Here is a 16,989-nt window from a genome sequence, read left to right on the forward strand (position 1 = left end):
CGTTCAACCTAGCTAGGTGATCCTATTCCGGAATGACGGCGGTCGCCTGGATCTCGATCTTGGCGCGATCCTCGACGAGGGCGACGACCTGGACGGCGGCCATGGCCGGAAAATGCCGGCCGATGATCTCGCGATAAACCTGGCCGATACCCTTGAGATTGCCCAAATATTCGCTCTTATCGGTGAAATACCAGGTCATCGAGGTGATGTGCTGCGGCTTAGCACCGCCTTCGGCGAGGATGGCGACGACGTTCATCAGCGTCTGCCGCACCTGCTCGACGAAATCGTCGCTTTCGAATTCGCACGCGGCGTTCCAGCCGACCTGGCCGCCGACGAACACCATGCGGCCGGTCGCCGCCATGCCGTTGGCATATCCGATCGGTTTGGCCCAGCCTTCAGGTTGCAGGATGGTGTGCATCGGTCGTCTCCAGATGAGGGGTCAGTGCGGCACGGATATCGTCCGGCCATGCAAGCGATTGATGAGTGTCGAGGGAAGTGGAAACGACACGATGTCGAGCGGTCCACAGGACCTGGCCATTCGCCGAGACCTGATGTTCCAGATCAAGCGAGGAGCGACCGATGCCGCGCACCGCCACCGCAAAATCGAGTTCGTCGCCCTGAAAGCCGGGTCGCATAAAGGTCACATCGAGCCGCACGGTCGGCACGCCGATGCGGCGGTTACTAACCAGTGTCTTCCAGGGGAAGCCCAGAGAGGCAAAATAGTCCTCCAGCACCCCGACGAGGATGTTCAGATAGGACGGAAAATAGGCGATCCCCGAGGGATCGCAGTCTCCGAAGCGCAGAGGTCTGGTGGTTTTGAACGCCACGGCCGGCCTCAGTTCGAAAAAGCGGCGATGCCGGTGATGGCGCGGCCGAGGATGAGGGCATGAATGTCGTGGGTGCCTTCGTAGGTATTGACGACTTCGAGGTTGACGAGATGGCGGGCGATGCCGAACTCGTCGGATATGCCGTTGCCGCCGAGCATGTCACGGGCCGCACGGGCAATGTCGAGCGCCTTGCCACAGGAGTTGCGTTTCAGGATCGAGGTCAGCTCCACCGGCGGATGGCCGTCTTCCTTCATCCGGCCGAGCCGCAGGCAACCCTGCAGGCCAAGGGTGATCTCGGTCACCATGTCGGCAAGCTTCTTCTGGATGAGCTGGTTGGCGGCCAATGGCCGGCCGAACTGCTTGCGGTCCAGCACATATTGCCGCGCCTTGGCGTAGCAATCCTCAGCCGCTCCTAGAGCACCCCAGGCGATGCCGAAGCGGGCCGAGTTGAGGCAGGTGAAGGGACCTTTGAGACCCGATACGTTCGGCAGCAGGTTTTCTTCCGGCACGAAGACATTGTCCATGACGACTTCGCCGGTAATGGAGGCGCGCAATCCCACCTTGCCGTGGATGGCGGGGGCGGACAGGCCCTTCCAGCCCTTTTCCAGGATGAAACCTCTGATAACGCCGTCTTCGGTCTTCGCCCAGACGACGAAGACATCGGCTATCGGCGCATTGGAGATCCAGGTCTTGGCGCCGGTCAGGCTGTAGCCGCCATCGACTTTCTTGGCGCGAGTCACCATCGAGCCGGGATCGGAGCCATGGTTCGGTTCGGTGAGGCCGAAGCAGCCGATCCATTCGCCGGTGGCAAGCTTCGGCAGATATTTCTGCTTCTGCGCCTCGGAGCCGAAGGCATTGATCGGCACCATGACGAGCGAGGACTGCACACTCATCATCGAGCGATAACCGCTGTCGACGCGCTCTACCTCGCGGGCGATCAGGCCATAGGCGACATAACCGAGGCCGGCGCCGCCATATTCGGGAGCAATCGTCGGGCCGAGCAGGCCGAGTTCGCCCATTTCGCGGAAGATCGAAGGATCGGTCTTCTCATGGCGGAAGGCGTCGAGAACGCGGGGCGCCAACTTCTCCTGCGCATAGGCATGGGCCGTGTCGAGCACCATGCGTTCGTCATCGCTCAACTGCTCCGTCAGCCGGAACGGATCGGCCCAGTCGAAAATCTCGCGGCTCATGCTCGTATCTCCCATCAATTTGCCTTCAGAAGTTCGCGCGCGACGATGAGTTTCTGAACCTCCGTCGCACCTTCGTAGATGCGAAGCGCGCGAATTTCCCGATAGAGTTTTTCCGTTATCTCTCCCGCCTTGACGCCACGGCCGCCGAAAAGCTGGACGGCGCGGTCGATGACAGCTTGCGCGGTTTCCGTGGCCGTCATCTTGGCCATGGCCGCCTCGCGCGTCGTCGGCAGGTGCTGCACGTCGCGACGCCAGGCCGCCCGATAGGTGAGCAAGGCCGCGGCGTCGATGCCGGTCGCCATATCGCCGAGGGCGGCTTGCGTCAACTGGAGGTCGCCAAGCGTCGCGCCGAACATTGGCCGCGTGCGGACATGCGCCAGCGACTCGTCCAGCGCCCGCCGCGCAAAACCAAGGCTCGCGGCGGCAACGGAGGCGCGGAAAATATCGAGGGTGCGCATCGCAATCTTGAAGCCTTCGCCCGGCGCGCCGAGGCGCCGCGAAGCGGGAATGCGGCAATTCTCGAAACGGATCGTCGCGAGCGGATGCGGCGCAATCACCTCGATGCGCTCAACGATCGAGAAGCCCGGATCGTCGGCAAAAACGACGAAGGCGGAAATGCCACGTGTGCCCGGCGCCTCGCCTGTGCGGGCGAAGACGGTATAGACGTCAGCGATGCCGCCATTGGAAATCCAGGTTTTCTCACCGTCGAGGACATAGTGATCGCCATCGGTACGGGCCGCACAGCTCATCGCGGCGACATCCGAGCCGGCGTCCCTTTCCGACAATGCAAAGGCGGAAAGCCAGTCGCCGGCACCAACTTTCGGCAGTACGGCGGCGCGAAGCTCGGGCGAGCCGGAAAGGCCGATCGCGCCTGTGCCGAGGCCCTGCATGGCGAAGGCGAAATCGGCAAGGCCGTCATGCCAGGCGAGCGTTTCGCGGGCGAGGCAGACGAGGCGGGAGTCAATCAGCGGGGCGCTGTCTGATGTACCGGTCGCGGCCGCAAGGAGGCCGGCGTTGCCAAGCGCCTTGACCAGCTTGCGGCAGGCACTGTCGACATCCTTGTGGTCAATGGCTGCCATAGTCGGAGATTTGGCGAAAGCGTCCACTTCAGCCACGAATTCCCGGTGGCGTTCATCGAAGAACGGCCAATCCAGATGGTCCCGGGTCGGACCGGGAAGGCTTGATACAGCGGACATTGCCTCAATTCCCCTGGAATTCAGGCTTGCGCTTGGCGGCGAAGGCCTCGAAGGCGCGGCGGAAATCCTGGGTCGCCATGCAGACTGCCTGGGCCTGCGCCTCGGATTCGATCATCTCGTCGATCCCCATCGCCCATTCCTGGTTCAGCATGGTCTTGGTCATGCCATGCGCGAACCATGGCCCATCGGCCAACGAACGGGCGAGCTTGACGGCTTCCTGCTCCAGATCGGCGCTGGCATGCAGGGCGTTGTAGAATCCCCAGGCATGGCCTTCGGCTGATGTCATCGAACGGCCGGTGAACAGCAATTCGGCGGCGCGGCCCTGGCCGATGATGCGGGGAAGGATGCCGCATGCGCCCATGTCGGCGCCGGCAAGGCCGACGCGCGTGAAGAGGAATGCGGTCTTGGCTTCGGGCGTCGCAAGGCGCAGATCGGAAGCCATGGCCAGGATGGCGCCGGCGCCGGCGCAGATGCCATCGACGGCGGAGATGATCGGCTGCGGGCACTTGCGCATGGCCTTCACGAGATCGCCGGTCATGCGGGTAAAGGCGAGGAGTTCCGGCATGGCCATGCGGGTCAGCGGCTCGATGATTTCGAAGACATCGCCGCCGGAGGAGAAATTGCCGCCCGCGCCAGTCAGCACGACCGCGCGGACGTCGGAGGCATAGGCGAGATCGCGGAAGAGGTTGCGCAGCTCGGCGTAGCTCTCGAAGGTCAGCGGATTTTTGCGTTCCGGCCGGTTCAGCCGGATCGTGGCGACGCGGCCATCATCGCTGACTTCCCAGAGGAAATGTTGCGGCTTGTAGTCTCTGAAGGGCTTGAGATGGCCCTGCATCGTCATGTCCCGATCGCTCATCCCGCTAAAACCTCCCCACCGGCAACCGCGATTGCCTGTCCATTGATCGATGCCGCGGCCGGCGACGCCAGCCACAGAACGGTGTCGGCAACCTCCTCGGGCTTGACGAGCCGTCCCTGCGGATTGGATTTGGTGAATTCCGAAAGCGCCTGTTCCGCCGTGCGTCCTGTCTTGGCGACGATGGTGGCGATCGAGCGTTCGATGATCGGCGTATCGGTGAAACCGGGGCAGACCGCATTGACCGTGATGCCAGTCTTCGCCAGCTCCAGCGCCAGCGAGCGCGTCAGGCCGACGACGCCATGTTTGGCCGCGACATAGGCAGAGACATAAGCGTAGCCAGTCAGACCCGCCGTCGAAGCGATATTGATGATGCGGGCGCCGGCTCCATACGCTTTGAGATCGGGTAGGGCGGTTTGCGTTACCAGGAAAACACCGGTGAGATCGACCGTCAGGACGCGGTTCCACATGTCCAGGCTGGTCTTCTCGAAAGATGCACTCGGTGCCTCGCCGGCATTGTTGACGAGAATATCGACAGGGCCGAATTTTTCGCGGGCAGCGTTCAGCCCGCTGGCGATTGCCTCGACGCTGGTCACGTCGAAGCCGTCGACGACCACGGCGTTCGCGCCAATCTCTGCAGCGACGGCCTCAAGCGGTTCTCTTCTCCGCCCAGCCAGCGTCACGCGTGCACCTTCGGCCGCAAGTGCCCGCGCAATCGCGGCGCCAATGCCGCTGCCGGCGCCGGTGATGAGGGCGTGACGGCCCGCGAGTTTGTCGGTCGACGTCATCGGTTCCTCACTTCGCCGGCGCGGTGGAGGCCGCGCGGGCAAGGTTGGTTTCGTATTGCGTCTTGCCGGAGAGATATTGCTTCGGCCAGGGGATTGAGGTCAGGCCGATCTTGGCGGCTTCATGCAGCGACCAGGCGGGGTCGGCTAGATGCGGGCGGGCAACTGCGCAGAGATCGGCGCGGCCGGCGGCGATGATCGAATTGGCATGGTCGGCCTCCGAGATCGCACCGACTGCAATGGTCGGAATGCCGATCTCATTGCGGATCTTGTCCGAGAAAGGCGTCTGGAACAGGCGGCCATAGACCGGCTTTTCCTCTTTCGACACCTGGCCGGATGAACAATCGATCAGGTCCGCACCGGCTTCCTTGAACATGCTCGCGAAAATCGCTGCATCCTCCGGCGTGTTGCCGCCGTCCGTCCAGTCATGGCAGGAAAGGCGGACGGACATGGGCTTGTCCTCCGGCCAGATAGCACGCATGGCGTGGAAAACCTCCAGGGGATAACGAGCGCGGTTTTCATGGCTGCCGCCATATTCATCCCCGCGCAAATTGGTAAGTGGCGACAGAAAGCTCGACAGGAGATAGCCGTGGGCGCAGTGCAGTTCCAGCCAATCGGCGCCAGTGGTAATCGCCAGTTCGGTGGCGCGCACGAAATCGGCCTTGACGCGGTCCATGTCGGCACGGTCCATGGCCTTCGGTACCTGACTGTTCTTGAGATAGGGGACGGCGGAGGCTGAGATCAGCGGCCATTCGCCTTCGGCAACCGGCTGATCGATCCCCTCCCAAGCCACTTTCGTTGCCCCCTTGCGGCCGGCATGACCGAGCTGGATGCCTACCTTGGCTGCGCTGTTGGTATGGACGAATTCGACCAGCCGCTTCCACTGTGCCGCTTGTTCCTCGTTCCAGAGACCGAGGCAGCCGGGTGTGATACGGGCATCGGGCGTGACGCAGGTCATTTCCGCGAACACCAGACCAGCACCGCCGAGGGCGCGTGAGCCGAGATGGATGATGTGGAAATCGTTCATAACGCCGTTTTCCGCCGAATACATCGCCATCGGCGAGACGACGATGCGATTGATCAGCGACACGTCGCGTAGCTGATAGGGCGTGAACATCGGCGGCAGGCAGCGGTCGTTGCCGACTGCAAGGCCGGATTTCCTGGCGAACCAGCGCTCATAGCCTTCCAGCCAGTTTTTATCGCGCAGGCGCAGGTTCTCGTGGCTGATGCGCTGCGAGCGGGTCAGCATCGAATACATGAACTGCTCGGGTTCCAGCGTGTCGGCATAGCGGCGACCAACCACTTCGAACCATTCCATGGCGTTGCGCGCCGCATTCTGGATGCGGGCGACGTCGACGCGTCGGATCTCCTCATAGGTCTCGAGAACCGCCGGTATCTTGTCCTTGCTGTGCCCGTGAATCTGGAATTGCCGGGTCAGTTCGATAGCGTCGTCAATGGCGAGTTTGGTGCCGGAACCGATGGCGAAATGGGCGGTGTGGGCAGCGTCACCCATCAGCACCACATGCGAATTGCCGTTGAAATGGCTCCACTTGCCGCAAATCAGCCGGTTGAAGTTCAGCCAGGCGGACCCGCGGATATGGCGGGCATTGGTCATCAGCGAGGCGCCGTCGAGCACTTCCGAGAACAGGTGCTCACAAAAGGCGATCGAGCCGTCCTGGTCCATCTTGTCGAGGCCGTGGGCGAGATAGGCTTCCTCGGTGGTTTCGACGATGAAGGTCGAGGTCTTGTCATCGAACTTGTAGATATGCGCCTGGAACCAGCCATGCTCGCTCTTGCGGAAATCGAAGGTGAAGGCGTCGTACTGCTTATTGGTGCCGAGCCAGATATAGCGGTTCGGGCGCGTGATCATGTCCGGCTGGAAGACTTCGGGGTAGTGATTGCGGATCCGCGAGTTCAGGCCATCCGAACCAATGACAAGGTCGGCGTCGGGAAAATCGAGGTCGGAGGTGACGTCGGTTTCAAAGATCAGCTCGACGCCAAGCGCTTCGCAGCGCTTCTGCAGGATATTCAACAGCTTCTTGCGGCCGATGCCGACGAAGCCGTGGCCGGAGGTGCGCTGGCGCGTGCCCTTGAACCAGACTTCGATATCGTCCCAATGATTGAAGGCATCCTCGATTTCGGCGGCACTTTCCGGGTCCCATTCGCGCATCGACACCATGGTGGCATCGGAGAAAACGACGCCCCAGCCGAAGGTGTCATAGGGGCGGTTGCGCTCGACGACCTTGATGGAATGCTCGGGGTGCAGCTTCTTCATCAGAAGCCCGAAATAGAGCCCCGCGGGTCCGCCGCCGATACAGACGATTTGCATCGCTTATCCCTCCTGTGACGCCAAAGTCGGGTCACTCGAATTATTTAAGTTTAAAATATCTTGTCGGCGCCGTTCGTCAAGAGTTGTCTTGCGGGATTCTCCGCACGAAATACGATCCTGATGGCGCAACGAAATCAAAATACGCTTTTGAATCAATGCATATCCAGTATTATTTTAGGCTTAAAATTTCTTGCTTGAACATTTGCTTCTTCGGTGCAATCATTTTCCACAATGCTGCACACGCTGCCGGGAGATCGGCGTTGGGCGGCGAATTGGGTCGAGAAGAACGCGGGAGCGAGCCATGCTTGGACCGACTGGTCATGCCGATACATTCACGCGGGACAACCTGCCGCCAGCGGGAGAATGGCCAGAGCTATTGATGGATGGCTTCGACTATCCCGAATGGTTGAATGCCGGTGTCGAGCTCAGCGACCGCATGGTCGAGCGCGGCTTCGGCGATTATGTCGCGCTGATCGGCAATGGCCGCCGGCGGACCTACAAGGAACTGGCGGACTGGACCAATCGCATCGCTCATGCGCTCGTCGAGAATTTCGGCATCAAGCCCGGCAATCGTGTTCTCATCCGCTCGGGCAACAATCCGGCAATGATTGCCTGCTGGCTGGCGGTGACCAAGGTCGGCGCCGTCGCGGTCAACACCATGCCGATGTTGCGAGCGGGTGAGCTTTCAAAGATCATCGACAAGGCAGAAATCTCATTCGCCCTCTGTGATACGCGGCTGCTGGAAGAACTCGTTGCGGCGGCTAAGGACAGCCGGTTTCTGAAGCAGGTCGTCGGCTTCGACGGCACCGCCAATCACGATGCCGAGCTTGATCGTATCGCGCTCAACAAGCCGGTGCGTTTTGAGGCGGCAAAGACGGGGCGGGATGATGTGGCGCTGCTCGGATTCACCTCGGGGTCGACGGGCGTTCCCAAGGCCACCATGCATTTCCATCGGGACATCCTGATAATCGCCGATGCCTATGCCAAAGAAGTGCTGCAGGTCACACCCGATGATGTTTTCATCGGCTCGCCGCCGATAGCCTTTACCTTCGGGCTTGGCGGTCTGGTCGTGTTCCCGTTGCGATTCGGGGCATCGACGGCGCTGCTCGAAAATGCCTCGCCGAAGAATATGATCGAGATCATTCAGGAATACGGAGCGACGATCAGTTTCACCGCTCCAACCGCCTATCGCGCCATGCTCACGGCGCTGGAGGAGGGGGCGGACCTTTCTTCCCTCCGCGTTGCGGTTTCCGCCGGCGAGACGCTGCCGGGCCCGATCTTCGAAGAGTGGACGCGAAAGACCGGCAAGCCGATCCTCGACGGTATCGGCTCGACCGAGTTGCTGCATATCTTCATTTCCAACCGGGTTGATGATGCCAAGCCCAACTGCACCGGCAAGCCGCTCGCCGGCTATGAGGCGCGCGTCGTTGACGATGACATGAACGACGTCCCGTGTGGCACCATAGGCAAGCTCGCGGTTCGCGGCCCGATCGGTTGCCGCTACCTCGCCGACCACCGTCAGCCCGATTATGTCAGGGATGGCTGGAACCTGACGGGCGACAGCTTCATCGAGGACGAAGATGGCTATTTCCATTTCGCCGCGCGCTCTGACGATATTATTCTTTCGGCTGGCTACAATATCGCCGGGCCGGAAGTGGAGGCGGCACTTCTATCGCATTCCGACGTGCTGGAATGCGCCGTCGTCGGCAAGCCGGACGAAGATCGTGGCCATATCGTTCAGGCGCATGTGGTGCTGATGCCCGGCATCAGCGGGTCGGATCTGCTGGTGAAGACGCTGCAGGATCACGTCAAAACAGTGATCGCGCCTTATAAATATCCCCGGTCGATCCTCTTCGTGGACGCTTTGCCGAAGACGGAATCGGGCAAGATCCAGCGCTTCAGACTTAAATAGCCAGCTTAGGCTGCATCCTCCTGTTCGGTCTCGCGGCCGAGCCAGGTCGGGTCGATTTCCGGTAGCGGAATGGCGTCAAGCAGCATGCGGGTATAGCCGGAGGCGGGCGCGGCAAAGACGCGGTCACAGTCTCCTTCCTCCACCACCCGGCCGTGGCGCATCACATAGACGCGGTCGCAAATGGCGCGAATGACGGAGAGATCGTGGCTGATGAAGGCCATGGATAGGCCGAGGTCGCGAGAAAGCTCCTTCAGCAAGTTCAGCACCTGCGCCTGGGTCGAGACATCGAGGCCGGAGACGATTTCGTCGGCAAGCACGAAATCCGGTTCGAGCAGGGCGGCGCGGGCAATGCCGATGCGTTGGCGCTGGCCGCCGGAAAGTTCATGCGGATTGCGATCGAGACAGGTCTGCGGCAGCGTCACGCGTTCGAGGATCATGGCGACGCGACGTTCGGCAGCCTGCCGGTCAGTTTCCAGCCCATGCAGCAGCAGCGGTTCGACCAGGATGCGGCGGATCGTATGGCGCGGGTTGAGCGAGGCCATTGGGTCCTGGAAGATCATTTGCATGCGCCGACGTAGCGGCCGCATCTCGGCGTCCGGCATATGGGTAATGTCCCTGCCGTCGAAATGGATCGCACCGGCGGAGACGTCGACCAGCCGCAGAAGCGCTCGGCCGAGCGTCGTCTTGCCGGAACCGCTTTCGCCGACGATCCCCACGGTCTCGCCGCGACGGATATCGATATCGACGCCGTGCAGCACCTTGTTGCCGCCGTCAGCCGGGCCAAAAAGACGGCGCTTGGCGCCGTAGGTGACGCCGAGGCTTTTCGCGGAGAGGAGGGTCTCGGACAAACTCATTTTCCGCTCTCCCGAATACCGATTTCACGGCGCAATTGTTCGAAGACCACCTGCGGCACCGGCGTCAGCCCGGCGTCGGGCCGGTCATAGCGCGGGCCGGCGGCGATGAGGGATTTTGTATAGATGTGTTGGGGATTGCCGAGTACGTCTGATGTGCGGCCTTCCTCGATGACCTTGCCGGCGTAAAGCAGGGTGACAGTATCGCAGATCTGCGCGACGACGCCGAGATCGTGGGTGACGAAGATGACGGCTGTGCCGTGCGCCTCCTGCAGGCCGCGGATCAGCCGCAGGATCTGTTTCTGCACCGTGACGTCGAGAGCCGTGGTCGGCTCGTCGGCAACCACCAATTTCGGTTCCAGCGCGAAGGCGGCGGCGATCAATATGCGCTGACGCATGCCGCCAGAAAGCTCGTGCGGATAGGCGCGCAGCACACGTTCGGCATCGCGGATATGCACTTCCTCCAGCAATTTCAGAGCCCTTTGCCTGGCATCGCGCGACGACAGGCCGCGCTTCAACCGCAAGCCATCGGTCAGTTGTGCTTCGATACGGCGGCCGGGATTGAGGGCGGTTTGCGGGTCCTGCGGGATCAGCGAAATCTCGTTGCCCATGATGTCGCGAAGGTCCTTGGCGGACAGCTTCAGAAGATCGCGGTTTTCAAACAGAATGGAGCCGTTGGTAACGCGCACCGTGCGCGGCAGAATACCGAGCAGGGCTTTGGCGATGGTCGATTTTCCGGCGCCGCTTTCGCCGACGAGGCCGCGGACTTCGCCGCGTTCCAATGTCAGCGAGACGTCTCGCAGGATCGGCGCGCCACTATCCCGGTCGGAGACGGCGTTCAAGCCAGTGATGGAGAGAAGTGGCCCGGTCATCGGCGCATCACCGGATCGAGGGCGCGGCGCAGGCCGTCGCCGAGCTGGTTGAAGGCGAGCACCGTGGCGAAGAGGGCGATGAGCGGCACGACCAGCACCCACCAGCCTTCATAGATGATCTGTCGTCCCTCGGCGATCATGCCGCCCCAGGTCGGCGTGTCCGAGGAGACCGACAGACCGACAAAGGAAAGGATGGCTTCGACGATGACGGCGATGCCCATTTCCAAGCTGACGAGGGCGATCAGAACCGGCGCAACGTTCGGCAGGATTTCGCTGAATAGGATTTTCGCGCGCGAGAAGCCGATCGTGCGGGCGGCGGTGACATAGTCCATTTGAGCCTGCGCCTGAGTTTCGGAGCGCACGACGCGGCAGAAGCGCGTCCAGTCTATGATGACGATGGCGGCGATGACCGAATGCACGCCGGAGCCGAAGACGGCGACCAAGAGGATCGACAGCAATACCGGCGGAAAGGCCATCCAGATATCGACAAGGCGGGAGATCACCTTGTCGATCCAGCCGCCATACCAGCCGGCGACGAGGCCGAGCAGCGTGCCGATCAGTGCCGCCAGCCCAGCCGCGACGAAGGCGACGATGAGGGCGACGCGCGAGCCGAAGATGGCTCGGGACAGCACGTCGCGGCCAAGATCGTCAGTGCCAAGGAGAAAGCCCGGATCGGAACCGTCGAGCCAGACAGGCGGCAGGGTGCCCGACATCAGGTCCTGCTCCAGCGGGTCTTTCGGTGCGATATAGGGCGCGAAGATCGCAAGGACGATCAGGATCAAGATGAAGCCGCCCCCGAAGATCACCTTCGGTTCCGACAGCAGCGCGCGCAGGCGTCTGGCGGTGCGGGACGGCGGTTTGGGTGAGGCGGTCGCAGCGACGTCAGCCATGGGCGAGCCTCGGATTGAAGGCAGCCACCAACAGATCGACAGCCAGATTGATGAGAATGAAGAGGGCGCCGAAAACCAGCACAAGACCTTGGATCAGCGGCAGGTCGCGATTGATAACGGCGTCGATCGCCATGTTGCCGATGCCGGGATAGGCGAAGATGCGTTCGACGATGACGGTGCCGCCGATCAGGAAGGTGAATTGCACGCCTGTGAGTGCGATCGTCGGGCCGACAGCGTTGCGGAGCGCTTCCTGCAGCACCAGGCGCAGGTTCGACATGCCTTTGAGCTTGGCGAGCAGGATATAGTCCTGCACCATCGCTTCCGAGAGGGTCGCCTTCAACACGCGAGCGATGATGGCAGCGAGCGGCAAGCCGAGCGCCAGCACCGGCATGACCATGTGGGCGGCGATATCGGCTGACATCTGGAAGCGGAGGGTCACCAGGCTTTCGATGAGATAGAAGGATGTCGCGAATTGTGCATCGATGCTCGGATCGATGCGGCCGGAGAGCGGGAAGAGCGGAAAGAGAACGCCGAGGACCAGGACGAGGGCGAGTGCCCAGACGAAATCCGGGACGGCGAGAAAGAGGCCGTTGAGGCTGTCGATGATGGACTCCAGCGGTGTGCGCCGGACAAGCGTGCCTATAACCGCCACTGTACCGCCCAGGAGAACGGCAAGGACGAGGGCTGCAAAGGCAAGCTCCAGCGTCGCCGGCAGGCGCTCGCCGAGCAGGGAGAGAACGTCACGCTTCAAGGAGATCGACGTACCGAAATCGCCTGTCAGAACCGATTTCAGCCAGATGCCGAACTGCACGGGCAGGCTGGCGTCAAGGCCATAATGGGCACGGAGCGCGGCGATATCGGCGGGAGTTGCGCCCGGCGAAATCATCATCGCAATCGGATCGCCAGGTACGACGCGCAGTAGCACGAAGACGATCAACGCCACGCCGAACAGCGTTACCGCGGCCATGATCAGGCGATTGAGAATGGAGACTGCTAGCATTCGTTATGGATTCCGATCGCGCTTGCTGGTGGCGATGGAGAGCCTCAAGCCCCTCATCCGCCCTGTCAGGCACCTTCTCCCTGTGCCTACGGGGAGAAGGGGATAGGCGCACCCACAACCGTCCCCTCCAGCTATTTGCTCAGACGAGCGTACAGAGGCCGTCGCCTCTCCCCGCCTGCGGGGAGAGGGCCAGGGTGAGGGGCGAAACTCGCCCCATCAAGCCTTCGAAACCAGCGTCGGCTGCAGGGCACCCGAAACATTCGGCGTCACCTTTAGGCTCGACTTATAGACGATCGGCTGGACATATTGCAGTAGCGGGATCACGTAGCCCTGCTCGGCGATGTATTTAATCACCGCTTTCCAACCTGCGATGCGCTTCGCTTCGTCCTTTTCGACCCAAAGCGGCCCCATCATGTCGTCGACATCCTTGGTTTTCCAGGCCGAGTGCGGCGAAGGGCCAAACATGGCGAAGCCGGTGGAGGTCGTCGGATCGCCGATGGCGTTGCCCCAGTTGTAGAAGGCAGCCGGACCGAGCTGGTGTGCAGCACGCAGCTCGAAATGCTTGGCGATTTCGTAGACTTCGATGTCGGCCTCGATACCGACCTTGCGCCACATGCCGACGATCGCCTGGATCATCTCATAATCCTTCGGCTTGAAGCCGCGGGTGGTCTTGATGCTGAACTTCACCGGCTTCTCCGGCGAATAGCCGCTGGCGGCCAACAGCTTCTTCGCCTGGTCCGGATCGTAAGGAATTTTGACCGAAGGATCGTAGGCATCGTATTCCGGCGCCTCCAGGGTCGAGAGCGGCTTACCGTAGCCGCGCAGCAGGCGCTTGATGATCGCTTCCTTGTCGATCGCCATGTTGGCGGCGAGGCGGACGTTCTTGTCCAGCATCGGATCGACATTGCTGATGAAGATCATGCCGATATCGGAGATCGGCGTGGCGACCCCGGCAAGGCCCGACTTCTTCTTCAGGCGGTCGAAATCCTCATAGGGGATCTCGAGCGTCACGTCCGAGGAGCCGGATTCGATCTCGGCGACGCGGCTTGTTGTATCCGGCACGAATTTGAAGATGACGGTATCGAAGGCTGGCTTGCCGCCGAAATAGTTGGGGTTGGCTTTCAGCCGCAGGTAGGAATTGCCTTCATAGGCATCGACCATGTAGGGGCCGGTGCCGACGGGCTTCTTTTCGAAGCCTTCCGCACCGACCTTGCTATAGTATTCCTTGGGCAGGACATAGCCGGTGAGGAAAGCCATCCATTTGAAATAGGTGGGCTCGAAGCGGACGACATCGCCGGTGATGCGATTGCCCTCTACCTTATAATTGTTGGCCGTAGACCAGATGAACTGGATCGGATTGCCAGTCTCCTGCTTGGCGGCGCGTTCCAGCGACCAGACGATGTCGTCGGGCGTGAATTTGGAGCCGTCATGCCAGGTGACGCCCTCGCGGACGTCCATCCAGACCTTGGTCTTATCGTCGTTCCAGCCCCAGGCAGTGAGCAATCCCGGCTGGAACTTCAGGTCAGGGCCTTGGCCGATATATTGGTCGAAGACCGAGCGATAGATCGCCTGGATGGTCGGATTGACCGCCGATGGACCGGTGGTCGGATCGAAAGAGGGCAAATTGACGTTGAAGGCAATGGTCAGCGTGCCGGCTTCGGCGGCTTCCACGCTCGTTCTGCCTGCGAGAATTCCAGTAATGAAAGCAGCTGCGCCGAGGCTCAATGCCTCGCGCCGAGTAAGCGTTGTCATGGTCACTCCGTTCCCCTGTTAAGTGGTAGAAAAGCATGAAGCCCGCCTGCCACTGGCGATTTATTTTCGGAATGTTTTAATCTTAAAATAAGGCTTTTGAACCGGCAAGCGCTTTCTCAGGACATTTCGCAGATTCCGGCACGGCTTTTTGATCATGGATTTCGACAAGGAAGCCCATAATTTATGCATCTGCATATATGTACGTTCGTCATTTATGACTTAAAATGGTATTTTTCGATACCTCAACCCTGTGTATGGCTCTGGCAATAATATGGATCGCAGAGTTTCCCATTTGTTCATTGACAGTCGGACGAGGTTCAAAATATGATTTTGCAAATGATTTAAGAACAAGCCCGATAGGGCAAAGGGGTAACTTCGATGGCCGAACGGTCGTTTGCGCGCGAAGTCGAGGATCTCAAGCTCGGGGAAGGCGATATCTTCCGCGGCGAAGGCATTCTCGCAATCACCAAAGCGTTGTTGCAGTCCGGTGTTTCCTATGTCGGCGGTTACCAGGGATCTCCGATTTCCCACCTCATGGATGTGCTGGCCGATGCCAAGGACGTGATGGAGGATCTGGGCGTTCATTTCGAGACTTCGGCTTCGGAAGCCGCCGCTGCCGCCATGCTCTCGGCCTCGGTCATGTATCCGGTGCGCGGCGCCGTCACCTGGAAGTCGACGGCGGGCACTAATGTTGCATCCGACGCGCTCTCCAACCTGTCGTCTGGCGGCGTCACTGGCGGCGCGCTGATCATCATCGGTGAAGACTATGGCGAAGGCTCCTCGATCATGCAGGAGCGCAGCCACGCCTATGCGATGAAGTCGCAGATGTGGTTGCTCAATCCGCGCCCGAACCTGCCGTCGATCGTTCAGGCGGTCGAGGAGGGGTTCGAACTGTCGGAAGCCTCCAATACGCCGGTGATGCTGCAGGTCGGCATCCGCAGTTGCCATGTTCACGGCCAGTTCGAAGCCAAGGACAACAAGCGGCCGGCCTATACGCTGAAGCAAGCGCTGGAAAATCCGGTCCGCGACGTCAATCGCATCGTGCTGCCGCCGGCCTCCTTCTTGCATGAGAAGGAGAAACTGGAGAAGCGCTGGCCGGCCGCTGTCGAGTTCATCAAGAAGCGCCAGCTCAACGAATTCTTCGGTCCGTCCGAAGGCGAAGTCGGCATTATCCTGCTTGGCGGCATGTATAATGGCGTCATGCGCGCGCTGCAGCAGCTTGGCCTTGCCGATGTCTACGGCAACTCCGCCGTGCCACTCTACGTCCTCAATGTCGCCTATCCGTTGATCGACGATCAGATGGCCGAGTTCTGCGCGAACAAGAAGGCCGTGCTGATGGTCGAGGAAGGGGCGCCGGAATATATCGAGCAATCACTCAACACCATCCTGCGCCGCCGCGACATCCAGACCAGGGTTTCCGGCAAGGATGTGCTGCCGATGGGCGGTGAATATACCTCGCCGGTGTTGATGAAGGGCATCAAGAACTTCCTTGAAACGCATCAGAGAGTATTGCTCGGCAACCAGCCGCCTCTGCCGGACCCGACGCCTGTTCTCAACGACCCGAAGGTCAAGGCGCTGGCCGAAGTCGTGCCGCCACGCCCGCCGGGTTTCTGCATCGGCTGTCCCGAACGGCCGATCTTCGCGGCGATGAAGCTGGTCGAAAATGAACTCGGCCAACATCACATCTCCGGCGATATCGGCTGTCATCTCTTCTCGATCCTACCGCCTTTCAATATCGGCAGCACGACGATGGGCTATGGTCTCGGCCCCGCCGCCGCTTCCGCATTCAACGTCGCCGCCGATAAGCGTGCGATCTCGGTCATGGGCGACGGTGGCTTCTGGCACAATGGCCTTGCCACCTCGGTCGGCAACGCCGTCTTCAATAAGCAGGATGGCGTCATCCTCGTTGTCGACAACTACTATTCGGCGGCGACCGGCGGCCAGGATATCCCGTCATCCCGCGCGCTCAACCCGCGCCGCAAGACCAACAATTCCATCGTCAATGCCGTCAAGGGCATCGGCGCGACCTGGGTTCGCCAGATCGATCGCACCTACGATGTCGGCAAGATGCGCGACACGCTGCGCGAGGCGCTGACCTCGAAAGAGCCGGGTCCGAAGATCATCGTCGCCTCGTCGGAATGCATGCTGAACAAGCAGCGGCGCGTGAAGCCGCAATTCGCCAAGGCGGTGAAGGACGGCAAGCGTATGGTCAAGGAGCGCTTCGGCGTCGATGAGGACGTGTGCACGGGCGATCACGCCTGCATCCGTCTTTCCGGCTGTCCGTCGCTATCGGTCAAGCATACGGACGATCCGCTGAAGGACGATCCGGTGGCAGCGGTCGACAATAATTGCGTCGGCTGCGGCAATTGTGGCGAAGTGGCGGAGGCTGCCGTCCTCTGTCCCTCCTTCTACCGTGCCGATATCATCCACAATCCAACCGGCTGGGATCGCTTCCTTGCCCGCATGCGTGCCGCCGTCATCGGCTGGCTGCAGGCCCGCCGTCAGGCTGGCCGCATCGTTTTTGCGGATTGA

The 16,989-nt window shown here is 61.1% G+C and carries 14 protein-coding genes; 2 read left to right on the forward strand and 12 right to left on the reverse strand.

All coding sequences use genetic code 11. The features are described 5' to 3' along the window. Nucleotides 1-22: 22 nt before the first annotated feature. Genes FHT86_RS00205 through FHT86_RS00235 form a run of 7 tightly spaced genes read right to left on the reverse strand, consistent with a single transcriptional unit; the run spans nucleotide 23 to nucleotide 7,180 of the window. Nucleotides 23-418: a RidA family protein gene (locus tag FHT86_RS00205; RefSeq protein WP_133704865.1), complete on the reverse strand. Its 396-nt coding sequence runs from the start codon at nucleotides 416-418 to the stop codon at nucleotides 23-25. Next, a complete protein-coding gene (locus FHT86_RS00210; RefSeq protein ID WP_133704866.1) occupies nucleotides 396-827 on the reverse strand; it encodes an acyl-CoA thioesterase in 432 nt (143 codons plus the stop codon). The genes FHT86_RS00205 and FHT86_RS00210 overlap by 23 nt, the downstream gene beginning before the upstream one ends. An 8-nt stretch (nucleotides 828-835) precedes the next feature. After that, nucleotides 836-2,017, reverse strand: a complete 1,182-nt coding sequence (locus FHT86_RS00215) for an acyl-CoA dehydrogenase (RefSeq protein ID WP_133704867.1) — start codon at nucleotides 2,015-2,017, stop codon at nucleotides 836-838. 14 nt (nucleotides 2,018-2,031) lie between these two features. Next, on the reverse strand, nucleotides 2,032-3,213 hold the full coding sequence (locus FHT86_RS00220) for an acyl-CoA dehydrogenase family protein (protein WP_133704868.1): 1,182 nt from the start codon (nucleotides 3,211-3,213) through the stop codon (nucleotides 2,032-2,034). A 4-nt stretch (nucleotides 3,214-3,217) separates the two neighbouring features. Then, nucleotides 3,218-4,069 (reverse strand): enoyl-CoA hydratase family protein, encoded by an 852-nt coding sequence (locus FHT86_RS00225; RefSeq protein ID WP_133704869.1) that lies wholly within the window; start codon nucleotides 4,067-4,069, stop codon nucleotides 3,218-3,220. Further along, entirely contained in the window at nucleotides 4,066-4,854 is a 789-nt protein-coding gene (locus FHT86_RS00230; protein ID WP_133704870.1) for an SDR family NAD(P)-dependent oxidoreductase, read from the reverse strand. The genes FHT86_RS00225 and FHT86_RS00230 overlap by 4 nt, the downstream gene beginning before the upstream one ends. A 7-nt stretch (nucleotides 4,855-4,861) precedes the next feature. Further along, nucleotides 4,862-7,180 carry a bifunctional salicylyl-CoA 5-hydroxylase/oxidoreductase gene (locus FHT86_RS00235; protein WP_133704871.1) on the reverse strand — a complete coding sequence of 773 codons (2,319 nt, stop codon included), beginning with the start codon at nucleotides 7,178-7,180 and terminating at the stop codon, nucleotides 4,862-4,864. Between the two features lie 301 nt (nucleotides 7,181-7,481). Between FHT86_RS00235 and FHT86_RS00240 the strand changes: the two genes are divergently transcribed. Further along, complete coding sequence (locus FHT86_RS00240; RefSeq protein WP_133704872.1) at nucleotides 7,482-9,092, forward strand: AMP-binding protein; 1,611 nt, start codon at nucleotides 7,482-7,484, stop codon at nucleotides 9,090-9,092. A 5-nt stretch (nucleotides 9,093-9,097) separates the two neighbouring features. On the opposite strand, the gene FHT86_RS00245 is transcribed toward FHT86_RS00240, so the two are convergent. The 5 genes from FHT86_RS00245 to FHT86_RS00265 form a co-directional block, all read right to left on the reverse strand. After that, on the reverse strand, nucleotides 9,098-9,946 hold the full coding sequence (locus FHT86_RS00245) for an ABC transporter ATP-binding protein (RefSeq protein WP_133704873.1): 849 nt from the start codon (nucleotides 9,944-9,946) through the stop codon (nucleotides 9,098-9,100). Beyond that, nucleotides 9,943-10,815 carry an ABC transporter ATP-binding protein gene (locus FHT86_RS00250; RefSeq protein ID WP_133704874.1) on the reverse strand — a complete coding sequence of 291 codons (873 nt, stop codon included), beginning with the start codon at nucleotides 10,813-10,815 and terminating at the stop codon, nucleotides 9,943-9,945. Before FHT86_RS00250 ends, FHT86_RS00245 begins: the two co-directional genes overlap by 4 nt. Continuing rightward, on the reverse strand, nucleotides 10,812-11,705 hold the full coding sequence (locus tag FHT86_RS00255; protein ID WP_133704875.1) for an ABC transporter permease: 894 nt from the start codon (nucleotides 11,703-11,705) through the stop codon (nucleotides 10,812-10,814). Before FHT86_RS00255 ends, FHT86_RS00250 begins: the two co-directional genes overlap by 4 nt. Continuing rightward, nucleotides 11,698-12,705 carry an ABC transporter permease gene (locus FHT86_RS00260; protein WP_133704876.1) on the reverse strand — a complete coding sequence of 336 codons (1,008 nt, stop codon included), beginning with the start codon at nucleotides 12,703-12,705 and terminating at the stop codon, nucleotides 11,698-11,700. Before FHT86_RS00260 ends, FHT86_RS00255 begins: the two co-directional genes overlap by 8 nt. Before the next feature lie 216 nt (nucleotides 12,706-12,921). Next, the gene (locus FHT86_RS00265; protein ID WP_133704877.1) at nucleotides 12,922-14,457 is read right to left on the reverse strand and encodes an ABC transporter substrate-binding protein; all 1,536 of its coding nucleotides are present in this window, start codon (nucleotides 14,455-14,457) and stop codon (nucleotides 12,922-12,924) included. 378 nt (nucleotides 14,458-14,835) lie between these two features. Here FHT86_RS00265 and FHT86_RS00270 point away from each other — a divergent pair, with 378 nt between their 5' ends. Continuing rightward, nucleotides 14,836-16,989 carry an indolepyruvate ferredoxin oxidoreductase subunit alpha gene (locus FHT86_RS00270; protein ID WP_133704878.1) on the forward strand — a complete coding sequence of 718 codons (2,154 nt, stop codon included), beginning with the start codon at nucleotides 14,836-14,838 and terminating at the stop codon, nucleotides 16,987-16,989.

This window comes from Rhizobium sp. BK313, assembly GCF_014193655.1.
In the GTDB taxonomy this organism is placed as follows: domain Bacteria; phylum Pseudomonadota; class Alphaproteobacteria; order Rhizobiales; family Rhizobiaceae; genus Rhizobium.

Coding starts and splice junctions, on each gene's coding strand:
- FHT86_RS00205 (WP_133704865.1), bottom strand. CDS start 418: ATGCACACCATCCTGCAACCTGAAGGCTGGGCCAAACCGATCGGATAT.
- FHT86_RS00215 (WP_133704867.1), bottom strand. CDS start 2,017: ATGAGCCGCGAGATTTTCGACTGGGCCGATCCGTTCCGGCTGACGGAG.
- FHT86_RS00220 (WP_133704868.1), bottom strand. CDS start 3,213: ATGTCCGCTGTATCAAGCCTTCCCGGTCCGACCCGGGACCATCTGGAT.
- FHT86_RS00225 (WP_133704869.1), bottom strand. CDS start 4,069: ATGAGCGATCGGGACATGACGATGCAGGGCCATCTCAAGCCCTTCAGA.
- FHT86_RS00230 (WP_133704870.1), bottom strand. CDS start 4,854: ATGACGTCGACCGACAAACTCGCGGGCCGTCACGCCCTCATCACCGGC.
- FHT86_RS00235 (WP_133704871.1), bottom strand. CDS start 7,180: ATGCAAATCGTCTGTATCGGCGGCGGACCCGCGGGGCTCTATTTCGGG.
- FHT86_RS00240 (WP_133704872.1), top strand. CDS start 7,482: ATGCTTGGACCGACTGGTCATGCCGATACATTCACGCGGGACAACCTG.
- FHT86_RS00245 (WP_133704873.1), bottom strand. CDS start 9,946: ATGAGTTTGTCCGAGACCCTCCTCTCCGCGAAAAGCCTCGGCGTCACC.
- FHT86_RS00250 (WP_133704874.1), bottom strand. CDS start 10,815: ATGACCGGGCCACTTCTCTCCATCACTGGCTTGAACGCCGTCTCCGAC.
- FHT86_RS00255 (WP_133704875.1), bottom strand. CDS start 11,705: ATGGCTGACGTCGCTGCGACCGCCTCACCCAAACCGCCGTCCCGCACC.
- FHT86_RS00260 (WP_133704876.1), bottom strand. CDS start 12,705: ATGCTAGCAGTCTCCATTCTCAATCGCCTGATCATGGCCGCGGTAACG.
- FHT86_RS00265 (WP_133704877.1), bottom strand. CDS start 14,457: ATGACAACGCTTACTCGGCGCGAGGCATTGAGCCTCGGCGCAGCTGCT.
- FHT86_RS00270 (WP_133704878.1), top strand. CDS start 14,836: ATGGCCGAACGGTCGTTTGCGCGCGAAGTCGAGGATCTCAAGCTCGGG.